This is a genomic window from Fodinibius sediminis, from assembly GCF_900182555.1.
Classification (GTDB): Bacteria; Bacteroidota; Rhodothermia; order Balneolales; family Balneolaceae; genus Fodinibius; species Fodinibius sediminis.
Genome location: NZ_FXTH01000003.1, coordinates 286031 through 306356, shown reverse-complemented (window position 1 = coordinate 306356; position 20326 = coordinate 286031). Strand labels below are relative to the sequence as shown.

The following is a 20326-nucleotide window of genomic DNA, read 5'->3' as shown; positions in this document are numbered from 1 at the left end:
ATGAAACTGAACAGATACCTAATCCTATCACTATTACTGAGCCTGCTTGCTGTTCTGGGCACCGCCTGCAGCAGCGTAACCGGATCAAACGACGAGCAAAAACAACAGCAGCCAACAGAATATACCGTGGCTTTTACGGCCCAGGGTTCGGCAAATGAGTCGACCGACTATATTTTAAATACCGAAAACCTGATGAGCGGATCACTCTCTGCCGAAGGGGTCGGTATTGAGCAGACCGGCTGGCGTTATATGGCAAATCACAACAACACCCTGTTCAGCATAGGCTATTTTGATGATAATAATGTCATTGCCTATGAACTCAACGAGCAGGGCGTAATCACTGAAAAAGGCCGTTTTGTTTTCCAGAATACCCTTGACATGGTCGGCCATGCCAACAAGGAAACCATGTTGGCCATGGAGGTACCCCGCGTGGATTTTGCCGACCGGGTACTGCACAAAATTGATGTGCCATCCGTCTCCATCAGGGAGAAAGTCAATATGCGCATCTGGGAAAGCAGGGAAGATTCGCTGGTCGCCTGGCCTACGGCTCTGACAGTCCGCGACGGCAAGCTCTTCGTGCCTTTCTACAAGATTCACGCCCGTGGCGATTTCTCTACTCCACAGACCGATACGGCTTATGTAGCGGTATACTCATACCCCGAACTTGAATTTGAGCAGTATTTAAAAGATATACGCATGGGGCCCATTGGCGTGTACGGCCTCTTCAACGGGATGATTGCCGATGAAAATGACAACCTTTATGCTTACTCCTCTGCTTCTCTGGCAAACGGCTTTACCACGCAGGGCAAACCTTCCGGTATTCTGCGCATCAACAACGGGGAGAACCGCTTTGACAGCAACTACTTCTTCAACGTGGAGGAGGCCGCAGGCGGCAAAATCAACTTCCTTGAATATGCGGGGAACGGCAAGGCTGTTGCCAACATTGTCACGGACGACTCTCAGCTCTGGGGCTCCTTTTCGGCCGCCAATGAAATCCACAAGCTGGTAGTGCTGGACCTTGAAAACCAAACATCCACCGAAGTAAGCAATATGCCGCTCCACGGTGGATTTTACGGGAGTCCGTGGCATGTCGATAATGGAACAGTGTATATGAGCGTCACCACTTCCGAAAGTGCCCATGTCTACAAAGTGGATGTAGCAAGTGCCACCGCCGTGAAAGGAGCCGAAATCATGGGAAAAGAGTTGAAAGGCATTTACAACCTCAACCCGTAACGGATGATCAGCGTAGGCAAACGACCATTTAAAAAGATCGCCGGCCACATTCACCTCTGGCTCGGGCTTCCCACCGGGCTGGTGGTGTTTGTAGTCGCCGTTACCGGCTGCATCTACTGCTTCCAGGAAGAAATTCGCAGCCTCTATGAGGACTATCAGCATGTGGCCCCGCAGGAAGTCTCCTTTATTCCTCCCTCAGAGGCCCATGCTATTGCCGAAGAAACAATGCCCGGACGTCATATCCACAGTGTCGTCTATGGCGCCCCCAACGAGGCCCTTGAGGTCATCTTTTATGAAGCGGAACCCGAATTTTATCAAAAAGCATATTTGAATCCCTACACCGGCCAGCTCATCAAAATGGTTGACCTGGAGGCGGGCTTCTTTCATTTCATCCTGGAAGGGCATATCTACCTGTGGATGGGGGAGGTGGGCAAAAAGATCGTTTCCTACAGCACGCTCATCTTCCTGCTGATCCTCGTATCTGGACTTATCCTGTGGTGGCCCAGAAACCGCAAAGCGGCCCGAAAGCGAGTCCGGTTCCGCTGGTCTGACCGGACCCGATGGAAACGAAAAAACTATGACCTACACAACATCCTGGGATTTTATGCCTCCCTCATTGCCCTGGTCGTTGCCATAACGGGTCTGAGTATAGCCTTCAATTGGTTTTCTGAAGGTGTTCATATTTTGACAGGGGGCGAAAAACAGACCCGGTTTGTACTGCCGGAGAACATTAGTTCGGTTCAGGAAACAGGGCCATCCGGCAAACCCATTGATATTATCTGGAGACAGATGATGCAGGAATATCCACAGGCCGCAAGCGTGGAAATGCACTACCCCCCCACCGAGGAATATACCATTTACGCCTACGTAAAGCTGTCCAAAGGCACGTACTGGGATTCCGACTTCCGATATTTTGATGCCCGGACGCTTGAAGAGGTTGAACCCGACCATATCTATGGCAAGCTCGAGCAGGCTTCAATTGCTGATAACATTCAGCGAATGAATTATGATATCCATGTGGGCGCCATCGGCGGCTTCGCGGGTAAAATCATCGTCTTCCTGAGCAGTCTTGTCGTGGCCAGCCTGCCGGTGACCGGCATTACCATCTGGTGGGGGCGACGGCGGCAGGCTGTCAGAAGGAAAGAAAACCGTTCTGCTTCGTCTGCCGTCAGCTCCAGGGCGGCCTGACGATCGATAGCCCCCGGCCTTCACCGGCTGACAATTAACACCTCGAGCCTGCGGGGGCCGTGAACACCCTCCACCCGGCTGAGTTCAATATCCGAAGTGGCGGAAGGGCCCGAAATAAAGGTGAGGGGAGGACCCTCCTGTTCCACGGATGCTTCAAAATACCGAAATCCTTCGGACACAAGCTCCACAATCTGGCTTTCCCAGATAATGCAAAGGTGGTAATCAGGCAAAAGCGTTAACACCCGGCGCCCCTGCCCCGCACCGGCATCCAAAACAAGGGTCCCGGTCTGGGCGATGCCAAGCGCACAGGTGGTAATCACGCCATCTGAACGGTCCAGCTCCCGGTGAGAAAGGGGGGCGTCTTTTTTATCCTGCAGAAGCGTCAGGTCATCGGGCAGCCATTCCCCGGGGAAGCCGTCGGGGACCGCCAGTGCTTCCACCCCCTCCCCGCGGCAACTCTCGGCTATGGTGTCTTTCAACTCCTCTTCATGAATCCGGTTTACCGTGGCCTTGTACTCTCCAACCCGCTCTGCAAACCGTTCGACTATGTCAATGACGCCCCCTTCTCCCTGCTTCCGATAGTCCCGCGGCACCTCGATATCTTCTGGTTGTTCTTCTGCGGGCACCTCTCGGAGGGCCGCCCTGATGCTGCCCAGTATGTTGTCTTTTGCACTACTCATCACGATCTCCCCACCACTCGCGGAATGTTTGTTTTGGAATTGGTTTCAAATCGCGCATGGCGGTCCACCCGGACAACTCACCGGGTAAATTTGAAATGGTCCCGTCCCGGACAAATATTTTCTGGCCCAGACGGGCGATTTTCTGTGCTCGCTCATAACGCGACCGTTTAGTGAACGCACGCCCCATCCATCGCATGCCAACATGTTCAGGATCCGTTTTGGTCTTAAGACCTCCTTCGCGCTTCTTTCGATCCACAATCTTTCCCCGCAGGTGAACCAGGACCTCCGGAATATTAATTTTCACAGGACAAACTTCGTAGCAAGCCCCGCACAAGGTAGAGGCATAGGGCAGGGAGGCCGCACCCTCGTCATCCAGTCCCCGTAGCTGGGGCGTTAAAATAGCACCGATGGGACCCGGGTATACCGAATTATAGGCATGTCCCCCGGTACGCTCATAGACGGGACATACATTCAGGCAGGCGCTGCATCGAATACAATTAAGAGTCTGTCGTCCAACCTCATCGGCCAGTACGTTGGTACGTCCGTTATCCAGTAACACAAGGTGAAATTCCCGGGGGCCGTCCCCTTCGGTCACACCTGTCCAGAAAGAATTGTAGGGATTCATGCGTTCGGCAGTAGACGACCGGGGCAGCAGCTGCATGAAAACTTCAAAATCGCGCCAGCGGGGGATGATCTTCTCAATTCCCATCACCGTAATCAGTGTTTCAGGGAGGGTGGTACACATCCGTCCATTGCCTTCCGATTCAACCACTGCTACGGTACCTGTGTCCGCGACGGCAAAATTGGCCCCGCTAATACCCACCTTCGCATTCAGAAATTTCTTGCGCAGGTAAAGCCGGGCGGCCTCCGCCAGGTCTTCCGGGCGGTCGCTCAGCTCCTGCTGGTTCAGTTTTTTTCGGAACAGCTCCCGTATTTCAGAGCGGTTCTTGTGGATGGCCGGAACAAGGATATGGGAGGGTTCGTCTTCTGCCAGCTGTACGATGAGTTCGGCAAGATCGGTTTCCAACGCCCGTATGCCTTCTCCGGCCAGGGCTTGGTTAAGCCCGATTTCGTCCGTAGTGATAGACTTTACCTTGACAACCTCTTCTGCCTGCTGCTCTTTTACCAGGTCTGCAATAATACGGTTAGCTTCTTCGGCATCGCCTGCCCAATGGACCTTTCCGCCGGCCTCCTGTACCGAGGCCTCCAGCTGCAACAGGTAGTCATCAAGGTGTCGCATGACACGCTTTTTAAGCTGGCTGCCGGCCTCACGCAATATCTCCCAGTCAGGCATCTCGCCGACCACTGTCTCACGTTTTTCGCGAATGGTATGCGTTGCATGACCGATGTTGCGGCGCAGCTGCGTATTAGACAAGTACGCCTTTGCCGTCTCCTCAAAGGTGGGTGTTTTCTTTTTATTCTTCATGGTCACGCTAATAAAGTCAACATTAATCCAATCGGCCCCTGTATTATGTTCAGGCATGGCCGGCTTATGATTCCTCTATGCCCCATATGTCGGGTATTTCGCATTCCAGCTATTCAGTCTCTTCCGTTGAGGCGAGTATCTCGGCCAGGTGCACCGGTTCGACCCCGCTGCGCTGGCGTTTCAGGGCCCCGCCGATATGCATCAGACAGGAGTTGTCAGCAGCGGCACAAACCTCTGCCCCGGTACCCTTGATATGACGGATTTTATCTCCCAGCATCGCCATAGAAGTATCCGCATTCTTGACAGCAAAGGTGCCGCCAAAACCGCAGCACTGTTCTGCGGCGGGCAGCTCCACCAGGTCGATGCCCCGCACGTTGCGAAGAAGAATCAACGGCGCGTCGCCCACATGCAGAACCCGCAGCGAGTGACAGGTGGGGTGGTAAGTTACCCGATGCGGGTAGTAGGCACCTACATCCTCTATGCCCAATTCCTTCACCAAAAACTCCGATAGCTCAAATACCCGGGGGATCACCTCCTCCACGGCATTGGCAAGCTCCGGATCCCCCGCCCGTTCGGCCACCTTTGAATAAAATTCCCTGACCATTCCCACGCAGGAAGCCGACGGCGCTACGACAGCTTCAGCCTCACCAAATACCTCCACAAAACGGCGTACCAGAGGAATAGTTTCTTCCTGATAGCCGGTATTATAGTGCATTTGGCCACAGCATGTCTGTTCGAGGGGAAAGTCCACCTGATGCCCCAGCCGTTCCAGGAGCTGTACCATGGCCTTTCCTGTTTCGGGAAACAGGGTATCATTGAAACAGGTTATAAAAAGAGAAATTTGCATAATATACTTCTACTGATCACACCATTGCTATTTACTATTGGTGGCCGGGGGCTCCCAGGTATAATGCCCGACCTCCAGCTCTTCAAGGGGCTTGTGTCGTTCCAGTCCCAGTAAAGCCTTCCAGTCGATCGACTTTTTCCACTCCCCGTTTCTTTCATTCATTACCATTGCAGCACCCAGCGCCGAGGCATGGGGCAGGGATGCGGTATAAACTTCCCTGTTTGGCAAAAAAGATGCCAGTAAATTCACATAAAAATCGTTTTGACTAAAGCCGCCCGCTACAATCAACTTATCCACTGCCGTATTCCCTTCAGCCAGTTTTATCGATTCGACCTGGATGGCCGCCAGGTCGAGCATAAGCTGGTGATAGCCCTCTTTGTAGGAGGCAAACTGATCGACCTGCCAGTCGCCGGCTCCCTCCGTGGGAAAGGGGCCCGAGGTGTGCGCCGTTTCGAGCTGCAGGCGGGCGGGCGGTGAGGCTTCTTTGCTGAGCCTGTTGAGCAGAACCGGGTCCAGCTTGACGCTGTTCTGGCGATGCTCTTTTCCGAAGTGGCGACTCAGCTTTTTGGTCTGGTGCATGTACTCGCTGCCCAAAAAAAGCCGGGCAGCCTTCACCTGGTTGCCATGGATATCCATATAACAAAGGCAATCTCTCTGGAGCTCTTCGTACGTCAGCGGCTCCTTGTTGAAGGGATTGAGCGTAATGCTCCAGGTGCCTGTGGAAATCAGCATAAACGAGCTGTCTGAGGCAAACAAGTAGGGGGCCAGGGCCGCAGAACTATCATGAATGCCGATCCCCACCTCCATTTCCGTGCCATAGGTGCTGACGTCATTGACTGTGGATACCGGCCGAATGGGCGGAAGGAGCTTTGTCATGCCCTCCTGTTCCAGCCAGCGGTGGTAACCGCCTTTCTCATAATCCCACAGGGCGGTGTGACAGCCGATGCTGGTCTGCTCGGTCACTGCCTTGCGTGATACCAGATAACTCAGGTACTGAGGAAAATGAAGCGTACAGTCTATTCGCTTAAATTTCTCCGGTCGTTCATGCTTGAGCCAGTACAGCTGCAGTCCGGAGTTCAGCATTCCCATCGGAGGCGAAGCCGTCTGCAGCACAAATGCTTTTCGGCCGCCGTACTTTTTGTAGAACTGCTGAAGCAGCTGCTCCGGGTAATGCTTGAGATAACTATAAAGCGGGGGAATCGCCCGGCCCTGCTTATCCAGGTGCACCAGGCTCGCGCCATAGCCTGAAAAATTTAGTGCCCTGATGTCGATTTCTTCATCCCGGCAGGCTGCCTCCAGCTTGTTCAGCATCCAATATTCGAGCTGGCGCAAATCCTCACAGGGATCCCCGTCTTCGTCCTCTTGCTGGTCGAGGGTCGTCTGCTGCTTTTGAAGTATGGAATAATCCTCATCGAAGAGAAAAAATTTTTTGTTCGTCTTTCCAATGTCGAATACTGCCGTTACGGGCGTCGCCATGATAAATTACAGGTCTTCGTTATTAAGAGTTACAGGCCGGTGGCTATGCTCTTGGTGCCGCGTTTCTTGATCAGCTGCTTTCGCACCCCCAGATCGCGGTAAAGTTTAAGGGGAGCCGCGGCGGCCTTGTTCGCTATCCTCGCCTCACGCAGTAACGGGCGAACATCCGTTTGAAAAGCATCCTGCAGGGTTTCCTGGGCTGCCACCGGGTCATTCGACATCCGGGCCTCGGCCAGCTTCTCCCGATCGATCAGCAAAGCCTTGGCATAAGCTTTGTTTATGGCATCCACCGACTGCAGCAGATCTTCCAGGGGATCTTTGACATTGTGGCTCGCATCAATCATCCAGGCAATTTGGTCAGTAAAGCCTGCCCCGCCCCCGGCAATAAGCTCACTGAATATCAGGAACAGCTGATAGGGTTTGATGGCCCCGGTCGTCAGATCATCGTCCCCGTACTTGGAATCATTGAAATGGAAGCCACCCAATTTCTGCTCCATCGAAAGGATGGCCACAATCTGTTCGATATTGGTATTGGGTAAATGATGGCCCAAGTCTACCAGCGTCCGGGCATTCTCGCCAAGCTTATTGGCCAGCAGAAAAGAAGTACCCCAATCCGGGATGACCATGGAATAAAAGTTGGGTTCATACGGCTTATATTCGATCAACAACTGCCAGTCGTCCGGGAGCTGCTCATAAATCTCCTCAAGCGATTCCTGCGTTCGCTGCAGTGCTTTTCTGAAATTTTGCTGACCGGGAAAATTAGAGCCGTCCGCCAGCCAGACCGTCAGCGCCTTCGACCCCAGTTCTTTCCCGTATCGGATCACATCCAGGTTATGCTCGACCGCCTGTTTTCGGACTGCCTTGTCGGTATGCGAAAGGGAGCCGAATTTATAAGAATATTCCTGTTCCTGCTGATCCTGGAACGTATTGGAGTTGACGGCATCAAACACCAGGTCATACTCGCGGGCCAGTGCTTTCACGGCTTTGGTGTCTTCGGGGATATCCCAGGGGATATGCAGGGAAAGAGCCCCGCTCGAGCGATTGAGGGCGTGAAGCAATCCCACATCCTCAATTTTCTCCTCCAGGGATCCCGGCTCCCCGCCCATGGGGAAACGCCCAAAGCGCGTACCGCCGGTGCCCAGGGCCCAGCTTGGTATCGCCACCTGGAAAGAGGCGACTTTATTTACCAGGTCTTCCACGGCCATGCCCTTACCGTCAAGCTGACCGGCCAGCGCAGAAAAGGAAGCAGCGTGCTCTTCCTTCGCTTTTTGATTATGCTCATGAATGTGCTGCGGAGTGATGATCATAAGGTCTGTATGTACAGTTCGAACACTAGAACACTGTTATGGCTGATACCAGATCCTACAGCTCCTGTTCCTTCATCCAGAAGGGAGCCGTAATAAACCACATAAGCATGCCTGCGAGCATCAACAGCTTATGGGTTTCAAGAGACAGCCCCTGGCTGAAGACCAGCACCGACGGTATTACCGTCAGTGCCAATCCAGCTATCGACAGGAGTACAAGCAGTGTTTTCATGTTCCGATATGATTAAAGGCCACTGTTAGCGCAAGAAGGCGTCCCTGAGCCCACCGTCGACGGGAAGAACATGCCCCGTGGTATTTTCATACCGCGAGCTGAGCAGAGAATAAATTGCTTCGGTCTGCTGATCCAGCGTAATAGGCTGTTTGGTCAGCGTGCGGCTGGCATAGAAATCAGCCAGTTTTTCACGAAGGTCGGCCGTACTTTCCTCCCTGTCAAAATCAATTTCATACTTTGTCAGTGAGGCAATGACCCGCTCTCTGGGGAACATGCTGCTTCCCTCGACAACGGTAGCCGGCGCCACGCCATTGACGCGGACCCTGGGGGCAAGCTCAATGGCCAGCTCACGGATCAGGTGATTGGCTGCGGACTTGCTGGTATCGTAGGCCAGGCTTCCCGCCTTGGCGACCACCGCGTTGGCGCTGGTCGTAATAACCATGCTTCCCTTCAGGTTCTGGGCATCCCAAACAGAACCCACTTCATCGGCCACAATATAATTCCCTTTGACATTCACGGCAAAGGCACGGTCCCAGGCGGCATCATCCACATGCCCCTCCTCGTCGGGCGTGGGATACAGACCGGCCGTCACCGCAACATTGTCTACGCCGCCGTAAGCAATGATCACCTGCTGCAGGGCCTCTTGAACGGAATCCCGGTCGGTAATATCGCATCCGAGCCCTATCACATCACCGGAACCGCTGATGTCCGAACCGGCTACACCAATACCCATGCCAATATCATCAAGCACTTCCCTGGCCGTTGCTTCGGCGGCCTCGCTGTCAAGATCGAGGGCAGCCACCGTTCCCCCCTCTTCAATGAGACGCCGTACGAGCGCTTTACCGATACCGCTTCCGGCCCCAACAACGGCGATGACCTGTCGTGAAAGTTCGCTTTCAGGAGGCATGCGCTGCAGCTTTGCCTCTTCGAGCGCCCAATATTCGATATCATAGGCCTCCTGTTTGGGCAGCGCCGTATAGTTTGCAACCGATTCGGCCCCACGCATCACACCGATGGCCGCGGTATAAAATTCGGCGGTAACCCTGGATTCACTTTTATTTTTACCCCAAGCAACCATGCCGAGTCCCGGGATAAGGATGACCGTCGGATTGGGATCGCGCATATCTGGAGAATCCTCGTCACGATGGTCGTTGTAATAGGCGGCATAATCTTTTCGGTACTGCTCCAGGCCCGATCTAATAGCCGATTTGAGCTCATCAATCGATTCCTGCTGCGGATTCCAATCAACATAAAGCGGTTTGATTTTGGTTCTCAGAAAATGATCGGGGCAGGAGGTGCCCAGTTCTGCCAAGCGCGGTGCATCTTCCGCATTGATAAACTGGAGGGTTACATCATCATCCTGGACCGTCCCGATAAACTGGTTCTCCTGGCTGACCTGTCCCCGCAAAAAGGGAAGGACCTCCGCCAGCATATCGCGCCGCTGCTCTTCTTCAACAGCATCATACCGGGATCCCCCGAATGATTCCTCCCCCCGCTCGTGCTCATTCAAATAAGCGGCGGCCTTGTTGATAAGCTCGATACTGGTTTCGTAGCATTCCTTTTCATCATCCGCCCAGTTTATCAGCCCGTGTCCTCCCAGGATAATACCCCTTATATCCGGGTTCTTCTCGATCACTTCCTGCAGCTTCAGGCCAAGTTCAAAACCGGGGCGCATCCAGTCGACCCATTCCACCTCATCACCGTAGACCTCACGCATCAACTCGGGACCATTGTCCGCTGTCGCTATGGCGATAACCGGAACGGGGTGCGTGTGATCGACGAACTTATAGGGAATAAAGCTATGCAGCGGTGTATCGATGGATGGGGCGCGCGGGTTCAGATTGTACGTACAATGCGCGTACATTTCGGTCATAGAGTCTTCAGCCGGCGTTTTAAGCCCGGTATTTTCCATACCGTGGTAGATATCCTGCAGCTTCAACAACTTCTGCTGGTACAACGAAGCAAAGTTGGGCTTGGTAGCCGTTCGCAGATCACCGCCCGAGCCCTTTACCCAGAGTACTTCCGCCTCCTCCCCGCTAATAGGGTCTTTTTCCATCACTTTGCTGGACGTATTACCTCCCCCCGTATTATTGATGTACGAATCGCTGCCCAGCAGGTTCGAGCGATAGACCAGGCTGGCCAGCGGATCTTTGCCTTTGGCTTCCTGGTCATCCCATTTGCTTTCAACTTGCCTGAAATATTTTTTTGTGGTACTTGTATTCATATCAGTATGATCTGTATTTGCCTTTATTTTTAAGTTCTTTTGTTGTTATAACATCCAAAAAATCCGTCACGCCTGTAGTTGCGGCTCTCCTGCCCATCAACCCGTTGCAGAGGGTACGGCAGTGAACTGAACCCTCTTCTGATATATGGCACTCAGCCCCACATACAACAGTGAAGCGATAAACCATCCGGGCAGCCCCAGAAAGAAAATCTCGATACCCACATATAAATTAATAAACAGGCACAGCAGGAGCGTCACAAACCAGGTTAGTCCCGCCGCCCAGTTAAAATCCAGGGACGCTTTTTCTGCCAGGTTGCTTTTCATTTTCATCTTCGGGAAAAGCATGACATCCAGAAAAATAACAGCGCCCATCGGCATTAAGACCAAGCCATAGAGAGCTACAAAATCCAGCAGTTTCATAACAAGTGCCGGGAAGCAAGCCGCGATGGAGGTAAGCATCCCGGTAAAGAGCGTTACCTTCCATCGTTTCCAGTCTGGCGTAACCGACTGGAAAGCCAATCCGGCCCGGTAAATCGTGGGGTTTGCAGTGGTCCATCCGGCAATGACAACGCATATTGCACCGGCAACACCCGCACTGTTAAAAGCAATGATGCCGGGGGCTATTGCACCGGCCGCTGCAGCGGTTAAGATGCCCGAGGCCATCCACGCAATGAAGTGCCCGAAAAACATGCCCGTGGCCGACGAAAATCCATGCTGCCACTTTTGGGCGAACCGCAGGATCGACATATCCGACATTCCTATATGCATGGCCATATTCGCAAACCACGCAAAAAACATCACATGCCAAAATGTAAACTTGCTCTGTCCTTCTGCCGGTACTCCGGTCCATATACGCTCCCGGGCAACGGTCCAAAAATCAGAAACTGAGGATACTCCCAGCTGTGGCAGTACCGCCAGGGCCGCTGCAATAAAAACCAAAATCATCCAGGGGAATGCGATATTCGCAAAACGAGCTACATAATCATATCCAAGTATGGCTACAAGCGTAATGACAAGACCGACCGCAAAAACCGTGATAATCCATCCGATGCTTGTTGGCAGCCAGTCGCCGAGGGCCGGCATTGCAATCCCGAAAGGGAGTCCCACCGCTGTTGCAGAAACAGCTATCATCGATCCGGCCAGAAAGCAAAACATCAGGGCATTGACGATATTGTAAACCAGCGCCAGCCTGGAACCGCATATTTTTTTGAGCTGCCAGTACAACGTCAATTTTGTTCGCACCGCTACCGGGGCACACAGAAAGGCCCAGCTCAAAACAGCCAGGATGTTCCCCAGGATAAGTCCCCAGATCAAGTCAACAGCAGCAACCCCGTGCGCGACAAAGAGCGGGCCAATGACAAATTCCGTACCGGCCGTGTGTTCCCCGGCATACATACCTATGAACCCCTTCCAGCCCTTCAGCCTATCTTCGGGCACGGGCTCACGCTCGTACTCATCAATAGCATCAAGCCGGGTGTCCAGCCGCTTTAAAAACCCTTCAGTCATTCCTGTTCATTCTGCTGTAACTTCCTGTTCCAATCAAAAAATCTTCAACTAACATTCGGCCGGTATCCATATGGCGTCTCAGCTATATAATGATGCCGTACTATCATCTCCATCTTTAAAGAGACATCGGTACGACCAATCTACTATCCTTTTATCCTTCCTTTGTCATTTTGTATTAGGGCTGAAATCATACTTCAGCATCTCTATGGCTTGCATCCATGGATCAGGTGATAGGGCGATCTCCCTCTCGCATCACATTTCCGTGTCCACCGGGACCGGCAGGCAGATGCTGACGCTACTGAAACATCCAGGCTGCAAATTTATCCATTCCAGCAATCAGGTTGATAGTTATAATCTACTATCTCTTAAATCAATGTAATATCTTGTTTCCCCCATACTTAGCCATATATTGCTTCGCCGTACAATTACAGATATGCAATAAAATTCAAAAATTCAATTCCATTCATTTAATAACCATGTGGTATTTAGCTTGAGCCACTAGTCAAGAAGATCTACAGGGGTGAGTGTTACAGGTCCCAGAAGACCGGAATCTGAAGGTTTCCATCCGGAGGCATCAAAAAGGCCGTGCTCATCACGGTTTGCAGCCTCCCAGGCAGAGAAATTAATATTATAGAATTTTTTCCAGCGACTGCCCGTACGCTCCAGGAAGGCGATACGGTTGCCCATCAAGTTGGCCACTTCGATTTCAAGACGGTTATCGCGTCCCAGACGGTCACTGTTTATGTAAAGCTGGTAGGACGGACCGATGAGCGTCCCCAGTTCCTGTCCGTTGAGTGTTACCCGGGCACTGTGTTTTACCTCACCCAGATCGAGCAGCCAGCCCTCCGCTTCTGCTTCAGGAGCCGGGAGGGCATACCGGTACACCGCCGAACCCGAAAATTCTGCTCCAGCCTCTCCACCGAAATCCGTCCATGAAACAAGCGAATCAATCTCAACGGAGCCGGGCACAACAGGTCCGCCTTCTGTAAACTCCACCTTCCAGCGGCCGTTCAAGGCAACGGACCGGCCCTTCTCGCCGAGGTAGGGGTAGGTAGCGTGGTCATACTCCTGCTGACCGGTTCGGAGTATGACCGATTCTCCCGCTTCCAGCTGGAGATAGACTTCCGGACCTTTTTGACCGGAAGTCCGAATCTTTGCAAACCCTTTGGCCCTGCTCATCGGATCAAAGAGGACAGCGGATTCAGCCGGTACCCCGATCGGCACCCATTCATGGATGGCTTCATCCCCCCGGTTGGCGATGAAATAGGTATGACTTTCCCCATCGCTTCGACGTAGAAATTCAAGATCATGATCCACCATCTCCTCGCGCCGCAGGCGGGCTGTTTTCAGCAGCCGATCCAGATCCTTTCCCATGAGGAGCTTCCCGCTACCGAGCGACGCCGTGCGCACACCAGAATCTTCACGTTCTGAAAAAGAGAATTCATCCAAAAGCGCCTGGAACCTTTTCTCTTTTTCCTCGAGGTTGGCGAACCCTGCCGCCTTTTTCGGAAGTCCCTCATAAAACAATATCGTCGCCCCTTTCTTGGCCAGTTCCCGGATTTTTTCCAATGTCTCGAGCGGAACAAACTGGCTACGGGGCAGAAGAATTGTTTTGTAGGAAGTTTCGCCCATGCGGACCTGTTGATCTGAAATAAAATCGAAGCCATAACCGCGGCGCTGCATAAATTTTGCAGCTTCCTTAAAAGACGTGCCCTCAAACTGTTCCTCAATCCCCCCGTCAAAATGTTCCAGGTAGCCCGGACCGGCCTCCGACCAGCGATCATGAATCGGATAGTAAAGCAGCACCCCATTGTCGGACCGACCACTCTGCAAAAAAGACTGTGTACGGGCAATATACGCATTTAACGCCCCAAAATGCTTCCAGAACGGATTGCGCGGGTTAAAGTGTACGGCCGCATAAAACAACCACCCCGGCCAGGGCTCCTTTTTGGGAGCGTAGGCCGTGCCATGATAAAAAATATGATTGACACCGCTGAGAAAGAACCGGTCGACCGCTGCCTTGACATCCGAAAGGGAAGAGGTGAAATGCTCATTAAGCCAGGTCGCAGACTCTGATGCCACGAGCTTTTTTCCCGTTACATTGGCAGCAGAAGAGGCCATCTTGGCCCGGAAAATATCAGTCCCCTCTGTTTCAGGGATGTCACTTGCAGCATAAAGATCAAGAATATTGGCCGGTGATCCGTGAGCCTGGTTGCGAATCAGTGCTCCTTTCTCCGCAGCCCACTGATCCCACGGGCGCGTAAAGTTATCCAGCAGCAGCTCCGAAAGGGTCTGCCGGTAGTCGCTTAATACACGGCGGCCTTTCTCGCGATCTACCTGCCCCAGCAAGGCCGGCAGCTGCTCTTTCAGGCTGTATCCCCGGCGCTCCTCAAATTCCTCCAGCAAACGGGCTGTCCAATTGGCTTCTCCACGCGCATCATCCACTTCATAGGAATCATTAAAAAAACTGCGAAGTCCCGAAATATCATACTCCTCAAATGCCTCATTGAACTTTTGAAGATACTTCCGAAGAGCTTTTTCATCAAAATGATCGATCGCCAGCCCCTCGCCCCCGGGACCGGCCCGCTCAACCATTTTTCCATGTATTCCTTCAAAAAGGGCATATAGTGCCCATTCCCCCGCCGGTGCGGTCCATTCCAGCCTCCCTTCCGGGTCTACCCGTTCGGTAAGGTCAACAGTCTGTCCTTCATCAGAATAGGCCATGAGTGCAACCAGCGGCAACGATTCTTCAAAGCGCACCTGTTCGAGTGCCAGCGACTGTAAATCGTCGTTGGCTGAAATAGGTTGCTGTACATCGGCAAGGCCGACCTCCTTACCGGGAGCAAGGACAGAGCCGCTTTCCACATCAACCATGCGGTTGCCCAGGGCTCTCACGAAAGGCTCCTGCACATAGGTTATCTGCTCTTGGAGCTGTTCGCCCTCCTGAAGATTATAAGTTTTGTATGTCATGTATTTTGCAGCCTCCTCCGCTCCTATCCAGGGACCCCCAAAAGGCCAGCCCGTTCCTGTTGCCATATCAACACCGATGCCGAGGCTGTCTCCTTTCTGCAGAGTATGAACGAGCATCTCCATCCACTCCGGGGATAAATAGTCGATAAACTGGTCTTCATATCCGGCGACGCCATAGATCGGGGTTATTTCCACACCCCCGATGCCCGCATCCCTGAACTGCTGCAGCTCCCGGCTGATGTTCTTCTTGTCCACAGCGCTGCCATGCCACCACCAGCGTGTCCACGGCTTGTTTTCGGAGGTTATTTCCGGCCATTGCGGCTCGTGCAGGTCTTCTTCCGTACAGCCAGCCATCACATACAACAGCAAAATTCCCGTGATTAAGACGATATGTCTGATTTTCTTTCCCATCCCTGATCCTCTGTTCAAAATTAAAATATTTGCATCCTTGAAATTCTATTCCAGGCTGAAATCCGGCTTGACTATCTGGGGCGGAGCGGGTTTGAAGGTCGTGGAAATAGAACCTAAAGAGTTGCCCGCCTCCGCATATTTCTCCATGTGAAAGCTGGGATGAGAAATTGCAATTGATACCATCGACTGCCATGCTGTACCTGTTCATCGCCCTTATCGTTTGTGATCGGCTGCCCCGAACTTTCAAGTGAAATAAGTAATCCCGGCAGGCTTATGATATGAAACAGGGAAATTTTCATGGGCTGTGATCACCATTCACCGACTTCCCTTTTAACATTTAAACAGGACCCGGCAGCCCTAATCAATCCATATGGAAAACCTCTTTCAAAGGGGTGGCTACCGGCGAATTATCGGGATGTGTTTCCATGAGATCCTGCATGTAGTCCCACCATTTTTTTACCACCGGGTGGGAGGCAAGCCCCTCTTCACTGTATCCCTCTTCGCGTTTTTGGACAGCAAAAAGCGTAAGATTTTTCTCGTCCAGGAAAATAGAATAGTCGTGCACACCGGCTTCTGAAAGCAGCCGTTCCAGCTCTGGCCAGATCTCATCATGGCGTCTTTTGTATTCCTGCTCACAGCCGGGCTTAAGCTTCATTTTAAAGGCATGCCGTTCCATTGAGCTCTATTCTGTTTAATTAATACTTATCTGGAATTCTTTATGCGTTTCTGCTGACCATTTTCCTTCAGAAAGGAAACCAGCTTTTCAGTTACCGGTCCAGTAATCCACCACAAGAACATCGGCAAGATGCGGCTCCAGCACTTCTACAAAGGCCTTATGGTCGGGGTGGGGAAGGTAGACGGCCCGGTCCTCCTCGCTTGCAAAAGTTACCAGGAAGCAGTGGGTAAACCCCTTATTCAGTCCCTCCGGACTGTTATTTATGCCCCATTCATAATCCCTGATTTCAGGAATTTTGTCCGGCAGCGCAGAAAAAGCGTCTTCCACCTCGGCTATATCTTCCTCAGAGGTATTTTCCTTGAACTTAATCAGCACGACATGACGCAACCGTTTTTGGTCCATATGTTCGGTATCTGTTATATTTTCTTCTTTTGCAGGTTCATCCGCTTTCCCGGAAAACATTCCGGGGGCATAGTTAAACCATAATGCAATGATTACAGAGAGATAAACAGTGTATTTCATTGGCCTGGGTTATCCTTCATTTTTTGTGCCCGGGCAACGCCCCGGGCTGTAATGTTATATTTTATCAGTGCCTGGAAATAATTATATCCCAAACTCCTCGCACTTTTCCTTAATCAGGGCATATCCATTCTCTGCCACATCCCACGGCTTTGAATATTCGCGCCATACGTTGATCGAGTTTGCAAAATCGGGGTCATCCCTGGTGAACGCCTCAATGGTTAACCACCCGTCATAGCCGATCTCAGCCAGGGTACCAAAGGTTTCGTCCCAGGAAATATGGCCCGAACCCGGTGTTCCGCGATCATTTTCACTAATATGCACGTGTCCAAGAACCGGGGCCGCCCTGCGGATGGCGTCTCCAATATTCTTTTCCTCAATATTGGCGTGATGGGTATCAAAATGTGCCTTCACGCTGGGATGCGATACCTTTTCCACCAGGTAGACCAGCTGTTCCATGGTATTGCACAGGTAACATTCAAAGCGGTTGATGGCCTCCGGGGCCAGCAGGATTCCGGCCTGCTCGGCATACTCGCCCGCCTTTGCCAAAACCTCGGCACTGCGCTTGTATTCATCCTCGTCCGGAGCCTTGTCATGAAAGGTGGCAAAGGCAGAATGGAAAGGGCCGCATAATGCTCCGGCATTCATATCATCCGCCCGATCAATAGCCCATTTGATGCGGTCAAGTCCTTTTTGCCGCACTTCTGCAGAAGGACTGATGGGGTTTTCCTCCGGTCCCAGTACCATCACGCAGGTCATATCCAGGCCCAGGTCAGCCACCTCTTTCCCGAAGTTACGGTAAACCTCCTTCTCTATCGGGGCCAGAAAACATTCTATTCCATCATATCCAATATTCTTCAACCGTTCCGCTATGGGTAACATCTCATCCGAAACAACTGCTGACCAGGCCAGCAGGTTAAAACCAATTTTTGCCATTGTATTCTGTTATTTTTGATTAAGGATATCTTAAACTTGCCAACAATTCCTACCCACTGTCATAATCACCTATTTGAAATCGGAGGGGGCCAATCCTTTCCTGTGGTCACCAAATCCAAACATGGTGGGATTATACTCACCGTTTATCGAAACATCGCTTTGGTCAGGAATCTCATCTTCCATCCCTGCCGCCCAGTAACAAGCGTTAACCAGCAACCGGCGCAGGCCCTCGCTTTTCAAATCGACGGCGGCTCCCATGGTCGTAGCAAACACCCTGCCGCTTTTTCCGCTTGCACTGCTGTATTCTCTTGTCCAGGCCACCGGCATGATCGACTTCTCCCAATTCAGCGGGGCTTCGGGACGCAAGCCCGCTGTCGACTGTCCCCAAACCAGTACCTCAGGATCTCCGTCCAATTCCGTAACACCGTAGACGTCCGTGGGGCCCCATATATCGTGCACGCCTTGCAGGATGGGATGCTCCTTCCGCTCCTCAATGCCGTCAATAAGCCCCCTTGTTCCCTCTTCGCCGTGGACACCGTGATGATCGATCCACGTCTCGCCCAGGATCTGGCGGCCGAAACCGCCTTCCCAACCCTCTTTTTCACTTCTAAAATCGTATTTGGCATAGGGACTGTCCGTATTCCGCTTGTAATTAAACGCGTGCGTAGCCGTACGCAGCCCCACAACAGGCTTCCCGGCCGCAATATATTCATGGATGTATTTCATTTGCTCATCCGGCAGCTCCCGGAACCGCGTAAAAAGCACCATCAGGTCTGCCGAACGCAGCTGTGCAAGGCCCGGGATATTCGTCTGGTATTCCGGATCAACATTACCGGTTTCGGGATTTATGGCAAACAGTACGGTTGTCTTGAAGCCATGTTTTTCGGCTAAAATGCTCGCCAGCAGCGGCAGGGCTTCCTCCGACCGGTACTCCTCATCTCCACTGACCAGTACAATATGCTTTCCGTTGCCCGGCCCCGTCCCCGGTTCATAGGAGATCCACTGTTTACCTTCCTGTCCCAGGGCCGTTTCCATATTTACTGAAAGAAAGAAAAAAAATAAACCGCAGCATACTGCAGCCCTTGTGACACTGGCTTTTTTACATTTCATAGATGTAATCTGTTATTCTGTATTAGCATTTCCTGTGAACCGCACATTAGTCTCTCTGGGCAATGAGCCCCTGTTGTCGTTTCTAGGCAAAGCAGGTGCATGCTTTGATATAGCCTATTATTAGGTTTTATTCAAGATCTTATGACCAGCTGCTCAGATTTAAATCATCTCCCGTTTTTTTCTGAAGCTCCTCAAGACAATAGATGAGCCGCCGAACGGTGGATTTCATATCCTCATGCCCGGCCAGATCGTTGGTTTCAAGGGGATCCTCCTCCAGATTATACAACCGTATTTTGGAAATTTCGGGATACAGAATCAATTTATACGGCCATTCGATGACTGCACGCTGCTTGTCCATATAGGCTCCGTAGATGGCGGGGTGCAGCTGTATTTCTTTTCCGCGAATCAGGGGAACTAAAGACCTAAACTGATACGAATCCGGTACCCGGCCGCCGGCAAAGTCTATCGTGGTCGGTACTGCATCCTGCAGGTAGACGGGCGTCGTCCTCTTCTCACCCTCCGGAATCCCCGGTCCCGCTATGATAAGGGGAACCCGCAACGAATGCTCGTACATATTCTGCTTTCCCATTAGCCCGTGCTGTCCAACAGCCAGGCCATGATCAGCTGTAAAAACAAAAATGGTGTTATTATACCTGCCTTCGGACTTCAGCTGATCCAGGATCCTTCCGATCTGTTCATCCATATGTGATATAATCGCATAATATTCCTGTCGATGTACCCGGACGGCATACTCGGTCCGGGGGAAAGGCGCAAGACGCTCATCACGCAGTTTCCGGCCGGAACCCATCGCTTCGTTGTAGGGATACTCGGGAAGAAAATTTTGCGGAAGGGCCAGCTCATCCGGGTCATAGGATTCTACAAACGCTTTCGGTGACTGCCGCGGATCATGGGCTGCATTGAATGCCAGGTACATAAAAAACGGGTTCTGCTTTTCACGAGCATGCTCGATGAACATCTCAGCATCCTGCGCGAGCACTTCCGACCAGTGCGTGCCTCCTTCCCAGAAACCACCGAATTCAGGATCATATGGACTCCATTCATCTTTTTTTTCTTTCCTGGGACGGTCGTAACCGGCCTCGGTCTGCTTCGGCATGCCCGGGCGGACATGAACCACATGGTCAAACAATTTATTGGGATCCAGTCCGGGAACGTGCCACTTCCCGGTGAAATAGGTTTCATACCCCGCCTGCCTGAGCTGCTGGCTCCAGAAATTGCCTTCCTCCTGTATCTCTGCATACCCTTCGTCATAGGCCTCTTTGGCCTTCCACACATAGCGTCCCGTGTTCAACATGGTACGACTGGGCATGCAAACAGCCGGACTCCAGGACCCCATATTGTAGGCCCGGCTAAACATCACGCCCTCCCTGGCAAGGGCATCGATATTGGGCGTTCGAACTTCATGGTTACCATAGATGCCTACGTCGTGGTAACCAAGGTCGTCGGCAAAAATAAATACAATGTTGGGGGGCTGTGACTTTGCCCCTGCGTCAAATGGGAATGCCGAAAAGGCAAAACACGCCAGCACAATCATTGGTGTGGGCAGGTATCTCAGCACGTTATCAGATTA

16 protein-coding genes are annotated in these 20326 nt (G+C 52.1%); 2 read left to right on the top strand and 14 right to left on the bottom strand.

The window, feature by feature from the left end; genetic code table 11:
* Together FN808_RS05165 and FN808_RS05160 are read left to right on the top strand one after the other, a co-directional pair.
* Positions 1–1233, top strand: coding sequence for a DUF4374 domain-containing protein (locus FN808_RS05165; RefSeq protein WP_185958260.1), 1233 nt, complete (start codon positions 1–3; stop codon positions 1231–1233).
* A gap of 3 nt (positions 1234–1236) precedes the next feature.
* Positions 1237–2421 (top strand): PepSY-associated TM helix domain-containing protein, encoded by a 1185-nt coding sequence (locus FN808_RS05160; protein ID WP_142713481.1) that lies wholly within the window; start codon positions 1237–1239, stop codon positions 2419–2421.
* 20 nt (positions 2422–2441) lie between these two features.
* Here the strand turns inward: FN808_RS05160 and FN808_RS05155 are convergent, their stop codons facing one another.
* The 14 genes from FN808_RS05155 to FN808_RS05095 all read right to left on the bottom strand — a co-directional run bounded on the left by FN808_RS05155 (position 2442) and on the right by FN808_RS05095 (position 20314).
* A complete protein-coding gene (locus FN808_RS05155; protein ID WP_142713480.1) occupies positions 2442–3101 on the bottom strand; it encodes a LutC/YkgG family protein in 660 nt (219 codons plus the stop codon).
* Positions 3094–4527, bottom strand: a complete 1434-nt coding sequence (locus tag FN808_RS05150) for a LutB/LldF family L-lactate oxidation iron-sulfur protein (protein ID WP_142713530.1) — start codon at positions 4525–4527, stop codon at positions 3094–3096. The genes FN808_RS05155 and FN808_RS05150 overlap by 8 nt, the downstream gene beginning before the upstream one ends.
* Positions 4528–4636: 109 nt before the next feature.
* On the bottom strand, positions 4637–5374 hold the full coding sequence (locus FN808_RS05145; protein ID WP_142713479.1) for a (Fe-S)-binding protein: 738 nt from the start codon (positions 5372–5374) through the stop codon (positions 4637–4639).
* Positions 5375–5401: 27 nt separating this feature from the next.
* Positions 5402–6850, bottom strand: a complete 1449-nt coding sequence (locus tag FN808_RS05140; protein ID WP_142713478.1) for an FGGY-family carbohydrate kinase — start codon at positions 6848–6850, stop codon at positions 5402–5404.
* A gap of 29 nt (positions 6851–6879) precedes the next feature.
* Positions 6880–8157 carry a sugar isomerase gene (locus FN808_RS05135; RefSeq protein ID WP_142713477.1) on the bottom strand — a complete coding sequence of 426 codons (1278 nt, stop codon included), beginning with the start codon at positions 8155–8157 and terminating at the stop codon, positions 6880–6882.
* 55 nt (positions 8158–8212) lie between these two features.
* Entirely contained in the window at positions 8213–8386 is a 174-nt protein-coding gene (locus tag FN808_RS18845) for a hypothetical protein (protein ID WP_185958259.1), read from the bottom strand.
* Positions 8387–8411: 25 nt separating this feature from the next.
* A complete protein-coding gene (locus FN808_RS05130) occupies positions 8412–10610 on the bottom strand; it encodes a bifunctional rhamnulose-1-phosphate aldolase/short-chain dehydrogenase (protein ID WP_142713476.1) in 2199 nt (732 codons plus the stop codon).
* A 96-nt stretch (positions 10611–10706) separates the two neighbouring features.
* The gene (locus tag FN808_RS05125; RefSeq protein ID WP_142713475.1) at positions 10707–12116 is read right to left on the bottom strand and encodes a purine-cytosine permease family protein; all 1410 of its coding nucleotides are present in this window, start codon (positions 12114–12116) and stop codon (positions 10707–10709) included.
* Positions 12117–12614: 498 nt separating this feature from the next.
* Positions 12615–15497, bottom strand: a complete 2883-nt coding sequence (locus tag FN808_RS05120) for a glycosyl hydrolase (protein WP_221929917.1) — start codon at positions 15495–15497, stop codon at positions 12615–12617.
* Between the two features lie 361 nt (positions 15498–15858).
* Positions 15859–16173, bottom strand: coding sequence for an L-rhamnose mutarotase (rhaM, locus tag FN808_RS05115; protein WP_142713474.1), 315 nt, complete (start codon positions 16171–16173; stop codon positions 15859–15861).
* 87 nt (positions 16174–16260) lie between these two features.
* Positions 16261–16695: a Dabb family protein gene (locus FN808_RS05110; RefSeq protein WP_185958258.1), complete on the bottom strand. Its 435-nt coding sequence runs from the start codon at positions 16693–16695 to the stop codon at positions 16261–16263.
* Between the two features lie 81 nt (positions 16696–16776).
* Complete coding sequence (locus FN808_RS05105) at positions 16777–17628, bottom strand: sugar phosphate isomerase/epimerase family protein (protein ID WP_142713473.1); 852 nt, start codon at positions 17626–17628, stop codon at positions 16777–16779.
* A gap of 69 nt (positions 17629–17697) precedes the next feature.
* Positions 17698–18738: a ThuA domain-containing protein gene (locus FN808_RS05100; RefSeq protein ID WP_142713472.1), complete on the bottom strand. Its 1041-nt coding sequence runs from the start codon at positions 18736–18738 to the stop codon at positions 17698–17700.
* 139 nt (positions 18739–18877) lie between these two features.
* Complete coding sequence (locus FN808_RS05095) at positions 18878–20314, bottom strand: sulfatase family protein (protein WP_221929916.1); 1437 nt, start codon at positions 20312–20314, stop codon at positions 18878–18880.
* Positions 20315–20326: the final 12 nt, after the last annotated feature.